The sequence below is a fragment of the Neisseria sp. KEM232 genome, assembly GCF_002237445.1.
Lineage (GTDB): Bacteria > Pseudomonadota > Gammaproteobacteria > Burkholderiales > Neisseriaceae > Neisseria.
The window spans coordinates 2,053,035-2,061,944 of sequence record NZ_CP022527.1; the positions used below are offsets into that span (position 1 = coordinate 2,053,035).

At 55.1% G+C, this 8,910-nt stretch carries 9 protein-coding genes; 2 read left to right on the forward strand and 7 right to left on the reverse strand.

All coding sequences use genetic code 11. The annotated features are described in order from the left end of the window. The first annotated feature begins 262 nt into the window (after positions 1-262). A complete protein-coding gene (locus CGZ77_RS10220; protein ID WP_094031166.1) occupies positions 263-1,582 on the forward strand; it encodes an MFS transporter in 1,320 nt (439 codons plus the stop codon). Positions 1,583-1,760: 178 nt separating this feature from the next. On the opposite strand, the gene CGZ77_RS12155 is transcribed toward CGZ77_RS10220, so the two are convergent. The 7 genes from CGZ77_RS12155 to CGZ77_RS10250 form a co-directional block, all read right to left on the reverse strand. After that, positions 1,761-1,913 carry a hypothetical protein gene (locus CGZ77_RS12155; RefSeq protein ID WP_009751799.1) on the reverse strand — a complete coding sequence of 51 codons (153 nt, stop codon included), beginning with the start codon at positions 1,911-1,913 and terminating at the stop codon, positions 1,761-1,763. A 38-nt stretch (positions 1,914-1,951) separates the two neighbouring features. Further along, positions 1,952-2,602: a hypothetical protein gene (locus tag CGZ77_RS10225; protein WP_009751798.1), complete on the reverse strand. Its 651-nt coding sequence runs from the start codon at positions 2,600-2,602 to the stop codon at positions 1,952-1,954. Positions 2,603-2,625: 23 nt separating this feature from the next. Then, positions 2,626-4,653, reverse strand: a complete 2,028-nt coding sequence (gene uvrB / locus CGZ77_RS10230) for an excinuclease ABC subunit UvrB (RefSeq protein WP_094031167.1) — start codon at positions 4,651-4,653, stop codon at positions 2,626-2,628. Positions 4,654-4,742: 89 nt separating this feature from the next. Beyond that, positions 4,743-5,006 (reverse strand): RNA chaperone Hfq, encoded by a 264-nt coding sequence (hfq, locus tag CGZ77_RS10235; RefSeq protein WP_009426117.1) that lies wholly within the window; start codon positions 5,004-5,006, stop codon positions 4,743-4,745. A 100-nt stretch (positions 5,007-5,106) separates the two neighbouring features. Further along, on the reverse strand, positions 5,107-5,583 hold the full coding sequence (greA, locus tag CGZ77_RS10240) for a transcription elongation factor GreA (protein WP_009426112.1): 477 nt from the start codon (positions 5,581-5,583) through the stop codon (positions 5,107-5,109). A gap of 183 nt (positions 5,584-5,766) precedes the next feature. Then, positions 5,767-6,276: a single-stranded DNA-binding protein gene (locus CGZ77_RS10245; RefSeq protein ID WP_009426111.1), complete on the reverse strand. Its 510-nt coding sequence runs from the start codon at positions 6,274-6,276 to the stop codon at positions 5,767-5,769. Positions 6,277-6,280: 4 nt separating this feature from the next. Next, positions 6,281-7,663, reverse strand: coding sequence for an MFS transporter (locus tag CGZ77_RS10250; protein WP_036496092.1), 1,383 nt, complete (start codon positions 7,661-7,663; stop codon positions 6,281-6,283). 222 nt (positions 7,664-7,885) lie between these two features. Here CGZ77_RS10250 and trpS point away from each other — a divergent pair, with 222 nt between their 5' ends. Next, positions 7,886-8,896: a tryptophan--tRNA ligase gene (trpS, locus tag CGZ77_RS10255; protein WP_036496089.1), complete on the forward strand. Its 1,011-nt coding sequence runs from the start codon at positions 7,886-7,888 to the stop codon at positions 8,894-8,896. Positions 8,897-8,910 lie beyond the last annotated feature (14 nt).

Genomic DNA, 8,910 nt, shown 5'->3' on the forward strand with positions numbered 1-8,910 from the left:
TCAAGCACCGGGTCTGCTTTCCGCTAACACCCAATTTCGCAAAAACTCTACTGTAAGTCCAAATCAAAAGCATCCATGCCGTCATTCCCGCGCAGGCGGGAATCCACTTTTGAATTTCGGCAACCGTTTTGCAGACATCTGTTGTTCAAAGTTTCCGACGGTTTTCCGCCTGCGCGGGAATGACGGCCGCTGGCAGGTACCGTATCAAAAATCAAGCGAATCTGCTATATATGCTTTCTCAAAACCCCAAAGGAGAATCAAGATGGACATTCTTTCCCGCCTGCAAGCATTGCCGCCGGGCAGGTTCCACTACAAATTACTGGTATTGGTCGGCATCGGTTGGCTGTTTGACGCAATGGATACCGGCATCGTGTCGTTTATATTGCCCGCATTGGGCAAAGAATGGGGTTTGCAGCCGGCGCAACTGGGTTGGATAGTCAGCATCGCCTTTATCGGCATGGCACTGGGGGCAGTATCGAGCGGCTGGCTGGCAGACCGCTTCGGAAGGAAAACCGTATTTGCCGCGACCATGGCGGTGTACAGCACGGCGACGGGCCTATGCGCCTTCGCCCCCGACATTGCAACACTGCTTATCTGCCGCTTCTTTGTCGGCGTAGGACTGGGCGGACAGCTTCCCGTCGCGGTGTCATTGGTCAGCGAATACGCCCCTCCGAAAGTACGCGGTCGGTTTATCGTGTTGCTGGAAAGTTTTTGGGGGCTGGGCTGGCTTGCCGCAGCACTCGCTTCCTATTTCTTTATCCCAAAATTCGGCTGGCACAGCGCGTTTTTAATCGGTGCGCTACCGATTTTGTATATCCCACTGGTGTTGAAATTCATCCCCGAATCCGTCCCATACCTGCTCTCGCAAGGCAAAACGGACGAAGCGCACCGGCTGGTCAGCCGCTTGGAAGAGGAAGCGGGGATTGCGCCCGCCGCAACAGCCGTAGCACCGCCGCAACAAGAAAAACAACGCATCCGTTTCATACAACTATGGCAACAGCCTTTCGCACGGCGCACGCTGATGCTGTGGCTGGTCTGGTTCGGCATCGTCTTTTCCTATTACGGCATTTTTACTTGGCTGCCGAAACTCTTGGTCGAACAAGGCAATACGGTGGTTAAAACCTTTGAATATGTGCTGGTGATGATAGTCGCGCAACTGCCCGGCTACATCGCGGCGGCGGCATTGGTGGAAAAAATTGGGCGCAAAGCGACTTTGGCAGGTTTTCTCGCCGCCTGCGCCGTCTGCGCGTGGTTTTTCGGGCAAAGCAGCAGCGCCGCCGAAGTCATGGCATGGGGCAGCCTGATGTCGTTCTTCAACCTCGGCGCATGGGGCGTTTTATACACCTACACGCCCGAACTCTACCCTCTCCGCTTCCGTGCCTTCGCCTCCGGCTGGGCTGGCGCAATCGGACGTATCGGCGGCATCCTCGCGCCTATGGTAGTCGCCCAAATGGTCGGCGGCAGCGGCGGATTCGGCAATATATTCATGATGTTCGCCGGCGTGATGATGCTGATTGTATTGGTAATTTTGGCTTTAGGCGAAGAAACGAAAGGCAGGACGCTGGAGGAAATCAGCTCTTAAACAACCGTATAGACAGCCCAAAATCAGCAAAAGGTCGTCTGAAAACTCAAAATTGGTTTTCAGACGACCTTTATGCTAGAGATTTTCAGACGACTTTTGAGGCCATCTGAAAGTTCGAAACAATGGTTTGAACGGCAAAGAACGCGTGCGTGCGTACCGCACACACCCTACGTCGGTTTTAAAGTTTGCGCTGCCCATAGGTGGGGGGGTGTGGTGAACCACACACGCGGTTGGCGGGGATGCAGGCTACGGCTTGCTCATCATCGCCCTGTTGCAGACAAGCGGGCAGTTTGGCGTAGTTTGGCGTAGGTCGGATTCTCGAATCCGACATTTTGGGCTACGCTTGCTTGTTTTTATTAGATATATTTATTAGATATGGTAATCAAGTTGTTGATTATTAAATTGTTTTAATTTAAGCCGTAACTTTTTTGCATTTTCGCATGGAATCGCCTGAACCCGTATGAATGCACTAAATATTAAAATAATTATTGCCGTAAGAAGTAATAAAAATCCACGCAAACTATGTTGCCAAGGTGCAAAAATGAACAAAATTAGCATAAACACACAAAGCATAAACAATAAAAAAGAAAATATATAGTATATAAATGCATCCATTAACCAATCAATAATTGAAATATTAATGGATAGTTTTCCATCTTTAAGTTTGATATATCTATAACTTTTTATAATTTGGTTAAAAGTAAACTCTCCATTTAAAAACTTATGGAAATCAATTAATTTTTCTATAAAAACAACTTCTGCATTAAATTTAAATACACGAACAAAATATTCTCTAATTAATTCATCTTCTAAGAATTTTTTTATTTCTGGCTTTTGTATTTTATTAATAATTTCCTCTAAAAGTTTTCGGCGAAAATTTTGTTTATTAGACCAGTATTCTAAAAAATCTTTGAGCTTAAATACAAAAGATAATACTATTAGGAACAATATGATTATTACTGCTGTTTTATAGTTTCCTTCTTCAAGGTATTTAATAATTATCTCTAAGATTTTATCCATTTTGATCACCTAAATTTGAAATATTACTCAGCCCCAAACAACAAATTCTCCTTAATCCCCCGAATCCTATCCCTCAAAACAGCCGCCTCTTCAAACTGCAAATCCCTAGCCGCCTGCTGCATAGCCTTTTCCAGTTTGGCGATTTCTTTAATCGCGTCTTCTTCGTTGTGAATCTCGCCGACTTTAACCTTGTTTTTGCCTTTCAGACGACCTTTGCCGCCGTCTTCTTCGTGGTACACGCCGTCGATGATGTCTTTAACCTGTTTTTTAATCTGCTGCGGCACGATGCCGTGTTCTTTGTTGAATTTCATCTGTTTTTCGCGGCGGCGTTCGGTTTCGTCGATGGCGGCTTTCATGGAGTCGGTGATTTTGTCGGCGTACAGGATGGCGACGCCGTTCACGTTGCGCGCGGCGCGGCCTATGGTTTGAATCAGGCTGCGGTGGGAGCGCAGGAAGCCTTCTTTGTCGGCGTCGAGGATGGCGACGAGGGAGACTTCGGGGATGTCGAGGCCTTCGCGCAAGAGGTTGATGCCGACGAGTACGTCAAACAGTCCGAGCCGCAAATCTCTAATGATTTCAACGCGCTCTACGGTGTCGATGTCGCTGTGCAGGTAGCGCACCTTGATGCCGAGTTCGCTGTAATAGTCGGTGAGTTGCTCTGCCATGCGTTTGGTGAGGGTGGTAACGAGCACGCGTTCGCCTTTTTGGATGCGGTCGTTGATTTCGCTCATTAAGTCGTCGACTTGGGTGGCGACGGGGCGGATGATGATTTGGGGGTCGACCAGTCCTGTGGGGCGGACGACTTGTTCGACCACTTGTCCGGCGTGTTCTTCTTCGTATTTGGCGGGGGTGGCGGAAACGAAGACGGTTTGAGGCATGACTTTTTCAAATTCGTGGAATTTGAGCGGGCGGTTGTCGCGGGCGGAAGGCAACCTGAAACCATAATCGACGAGGTTTTGCTTGCGCGATGCGTCGCCTTTGTACATGCCGCCGATTTGGGTAACGGTAACGTGGCTTTCGTCGATGAACATGATGGCGTTGTCGGGCAGGTAGTCCATCAGCGTGGGCGGCGGTTCGCCTTCTTTTTTGCCGGAGAAGTGGCGGGAGTAGTTTTCGATGCCTTTGCAGAAGCCCATTTCGTAGAGCATTTCGAGGTCGAAACGGGTGCGCTGTTCGATGCGTTGTTGTTCTACGGGGCGTTGTTCGCGGGCGAAAAACTCGATGCGTTCGCGCAATTCTTCTTTGATGGACTCGCAGGCGCGCAATACGGTGTCGCGCGGGGTAACGTAGTGGCTGGACGGGAAGACGGTGTAGCGGCCGACGCGCTGGATAAGGCTGCCTGAAAGCGGGTCGAACATATCGAGGCGGTCGATTTCGTCGTCGAACAGGCTGATGCGCAAGGCGTTTTCGGAGCTTTCGGCGGGGTACACGTCAATCACGTCGCCGCGCACGCGGAAGCTGCCGCGTTTGAAGTCCAAATCGCCGCGTTCGTACTGCATGGAAACGAGCGTGGCGATGATGTCGCGCTGCTCGATGGTGTCGCCTTCTTTGACGGACAACACCATTTGTTGATACTCGGTCGGGTCGCCGATACCGTAAATGGCGGACACGGTGGCGACGATAATCACGTCGTCGCGCGTCATCAGGTTTTTGGTGGCGGAAAGGCGCATCTGCTCGATGTGTTCGTTGATCGCGCTGTCTTTTTCGATGAACAGGTCGCGACTGGGCACATAGGCTTCGGGCTGGTAATAGTCGTAGTAGGAGACGAAATATTCCACCGCGTTTTCGGGGAAAAACTCGCGCATTTCGGCGTAGAGCTGGGCGGCTAGGGTCTTGTTGTGCGCCATGATGATGGCGGGGCGGCCGCTTTGCGCGATGACGTTCGCCATGGTGTAGGTTTTGCCCGAACCGGTTACGCCAAGCAGGGTTTGATAGGCTAGGCCGTCTGAAAGCCCTTCGAGCAAGCCGGCAATGGCGGTGGGCTGGTCGCCGGCGGGCGGGAAGGGTTGGTGGAGTTTGAAGGGGGAATCGGGGTATTGGATGATTTGCATGGCAATCGTTCGACAACGCGGGGAAAGCGGGCGATTATATAGCAAGAGGCCGTCTGAAAAGTTTTCAGACGGCCTCTTCTCTGCGCGGCTTATTCGGCGGCAGGCTGCTCGCTCTCGGCGGCTTTGTTCTCGTGTTGCAGGCTGACGGCGCGGGCGGGAACAATGGTGGAAATGGCGTGTTTGTACACCATTTGGGTCACCGAGGTATTGCGCAGCAGCACAACGTATTGGTCGAAGGATTCGACTTGGCCTTGCAGCTTGATGCCGTTTACCAGATAGATGGAAACGGGCACATGCTCTTTACGCAGGGCGTTCAAAAAGGGGTCTTGCAACATTTGGGCTTTAGCTGTCATTTTTTATACTCCACTTTCGGATGGTTTTGTTTATTAGAAAAACGGTGCGGATTGTAACGGTTATCGGCTGCCTTGACTACCTTTTAGGCAGGACGCTTTTTCAGACGTATTCCACCGCCACGATTTCGTACTCGCGCACGCCGCCGGGTGCCTGCACTTCGGCCACGTCGCCCTCTTCCTTGCCGATCAGGGCGCGGGCGATGGGGGAGCCGACGGAGATTTTGCCCGCTTTGATGTCGGCTTCGTCTTCGCCGACGATTTGGTAGCGGACATGGTCGCCGCTGTCGAGGTCTTCCAAATCGAGGGTCGCGCCGAAGACGACTTTGCCTTCGGCATGGATTTCGGCGGGGTTGATGACGTGGGCGTGCGAGAGTTTGTGTTCGATTTCGGCGATGCGGCCTTCGATAAAGCCCTGGCGCTCTTTGGCGGCTTCATATTCGGCGTTTTCCGACAAATCGCCGTGCGAACGCGCTTCGGCGATGGCGGCGATGACTTCGGGACGCGCCACGCTTTTGAGCTGTTGCAGCTCGTTTTTCAGCAGCTCCGCGCCGCGCACGGTCAGAGGGATTTTTTTCATTCGGCAGTTCCTAAAAAACGGGACGGCAGAGCGCCGCCCAAAAATACAAAAAGGCAAGCCGCGCGGTAAAACGGCGGCTTGCGGTGTTCGATGCGGCGGCATTGTACCAAAAACGGGTGTTTTGGCAATCTCTGTTTTCAGACGGCCTGCACGCATTCGGAGGCCGTCTGAAAACGCGGTTTGTCAGAACGGAATATCGTCGTCGATGTCTTCCACCGGCGCGGCAGGCGCGGGGGCGGGGCGGCGGGCAGGGGCGGCGGGCGGTTCGGAATACTGCTGTTGCGGCGCGGCCTGCTGGTAGGGCTGCTGCGGCGCGCTCTGTTGGTAGCCGCCTTCCTGATAGGGCGCGCCGCCGCCGCTTTGGCGGCTGTCGAGCATTTTCATTTCGTTGGCGATGATGTCGTAGGACGTGCGCTCGATGCCGTCGCGGTCTTGGTATTTGCGGCTCTGGATGCGGCCTTCGATGTAAATCTGGCTGCCTTTTTTCAGATACTGTCCGGCGATTTCGGCCAGGCGGCGGTACATGGTGATGTTGTGCCACTCGGTGCGCTCCTGGCGCTGGCCGCTCTGGCGGTCGTTCCACGTTTCGCTGGTGGCCATCGAAAAGTTGCAGACGGGCTCGCCGTTGGGCATATAGCGCACTTCGGGGTCGCGGCCGAGGCGGCCGATGAGGATTACTTTGTTTAAAGACATGGTTTTACTCTCCTGAAATAATGACTTTGGCGGCCGCCTCGTCAAAGCCTTTCTGCATGGCTTTGATGTACACGGTTTCGCCGTCGCTGCTGAAACTGATTTGCTCGACGCCCGCAAGTGTGCCGAGTGCGGCGGACAGCTGCTGCTGCCTGCCCGTCCAAACACTGCCGACGCGCAGGGCGACGGTTTTCACGGGCTTGGGCGCGGGGCTGGCGGCGGCCGATGCCAGCCACACCAGCGTCAGCACCACCACAAACGATAGCACGGCATACATGCCGTGGTGCTGGAACAGCCAGCCGCCGAGCCAGAAGCCGCTCATCAGGCCGACCGATTGCAGGGTGTTGTACACGCCCATCGCCGTGCCCTTCAAATCGGCGGGAGCGATTTTCGACACCATCGACGGCTGGCTTGCTTCGAGAATATTGAAGCCGACGAAATAGACAATCAGACAGGCGCCGATCAGCCACAGCGAATGCAGCGACAGCATCAGCGCGGCCACGGCGGCGGCGGTGAGCACGATGCCGATAACGAACACCTGTTTCAGACGGCCTCTGGTCTCGCCGACGATGATGGCGGGTATCATCAGAATCAGGCCGAGCAGCGTGGCGGGGAAATAGACTTTCCAATGGCCGGTTTTGTCCAGCCCCAGTCCTTCCATCACAAAGGGCAGGCTGGCAAACAGCGCCATCATGCCGCAGTGCAGGGCGAAAATACCGAAATTGAGGCTCATCAGGCGGCGGTCGGCAAACACTTCGCGCAAACGCGAGGGCTGCGCCTGCGCGTCTTCGTGCAGCTTGGAAACCTGCGGATCGGGCGTCCAAAACGCCACCACCAGAATGCTCGCCAGCGTCAGCACGCCCGTGAGCAGAAACAGCCCTTTCACGCCGATAACGCCCGTCAGCATCGGCGACAAAACCAGGCTGGCGGAAAAGGTGATGCCGATGCTCAAACCAATCATCGCCATCGAACGTGTGCGCACTTCCTCGCGCGTCAGGTCGGCCAGCAGCGCCGTTACCGCCGCGCTCACCGCGCCCGCACCCTGCAAGGCACGTCCCAGCACCAGCATTGCCCAAGTGTCGGCGGCGGCGGCGGTGAAGCTGCCGGCGGCAAACAGAATCAGGCCGAAATAAATCGTTTTCTTGCGGCCGAAGCGGTCGGAAGCGATGCCCAGCGGCAGCTGCATCAAGGCCTGCGTCAGCCCGTACATCCCCGCTGCAAAGCCCGCCAGCGCGGCGTTGCCTTCCGCGCCGGGCAGACCCGCCGCATACAGCGACAGCACGGGCAGCACGAGAAACATCCCCAGCATACGCAGCGCGTACACGCCCGCCAGCGAAGTGCTGGCGCGCCATTCGTCGGGGAACATTTGTGTTTGGTTTGCTCTTGCCATGCTGCCGCCTTTATTGCTGTTTCCGGTTGTGTGTGCCGTTGTTTTGAGTGACGGAGGCCGTCTGAAAGGCCTGAAAGCGGCGGATTATACAGCATCGCGCCGCCGCCGAACGATGCGCCGCCAAACTCTGCTAAAATCGCCGCCTTCCCTTGTCCGCAACCGCTTTCAGACGGCCTCAAGCGACAAAAAGGCCGTCTGAAAACACCAGAAAGCACCCGCACCATGACTAAAAAACGCGTTCTCACCGGCGTAACCACCACCGGCATTCCCCACCTCGGCAACTACGTCGGCGCCATCCGCCCCGCCATCCGCGCCGCGCAAAATCCCGACACCGAATCCTTCCTCTTCCTTGCCGACTACCACGGCATCATCAAATGCCACGAGCCCGAGCGCATTCATGAGTCCACCCAAGCCGTAGCCGCCACCTGGCTCGCCTGCGGCCTCGACCCCGAGCGCACCACCTTCTACCGCCAAAGCGACATCCCCGAAGTGATGGAGCTCAACTGGATACTCACCTGCATCACCGCCAAAGGCCTGATGAACCGCGCCCACGCCTACAAAGCCGCCGTGCAGGCCAACACTGAAAATAATCAGGAAGACCCCGACCACGGCGTAGAAATGGGCTTGTACAGCTACCCGATTCTGATGACCGCCGACATTCTCATGTTTAACGCAGAGGAAGTGCCCGTCGGCCGCGACCAAATCCAACACGTCGAAATGGCGCGCGACATCGCCGGGCGCTTCAACCACCGCTTCAGCGAACTCTTCACCCTGCCCGAAGTGAAAATCGACGAACAGGTCGAGCTGCTGGTCGGCCTCGACGGGCGCAAAATGAGCAAAAGCTACGGCAACACCATCCCCCTGTTTGAAACCGAGAAAAAGCTGCAAAAATCGGTAAACAAAATCATCACCAACCTGAAAGAACCCGGCGAGCCCAAACAGCCCGACGAAAGCCCGCTGTTTGAAATATACAAAGCCTTCGCCACGCCCGCGCAAACCGCCGAGTTCACCCAAATGCTCTCCGACGGCCTCGCCTGGGGCGAAGCGAAGAAACTCCTCGCCGCCAAAATCAACGCCGAGCTCGCCGACAAGCGCGAACGCTACAACAAGCTGACCGCCCGCCCCGCGCAAATCGAAGAAATCTTACAGGCCGGCGCACAAAAAGCCCGCCGCGAAGCGCGCGAGCTTTTAGACAAAGTACGCGACGCCGTCGGCATCCGCGCCTTGAAGTAAAACCGAAAAGGCCG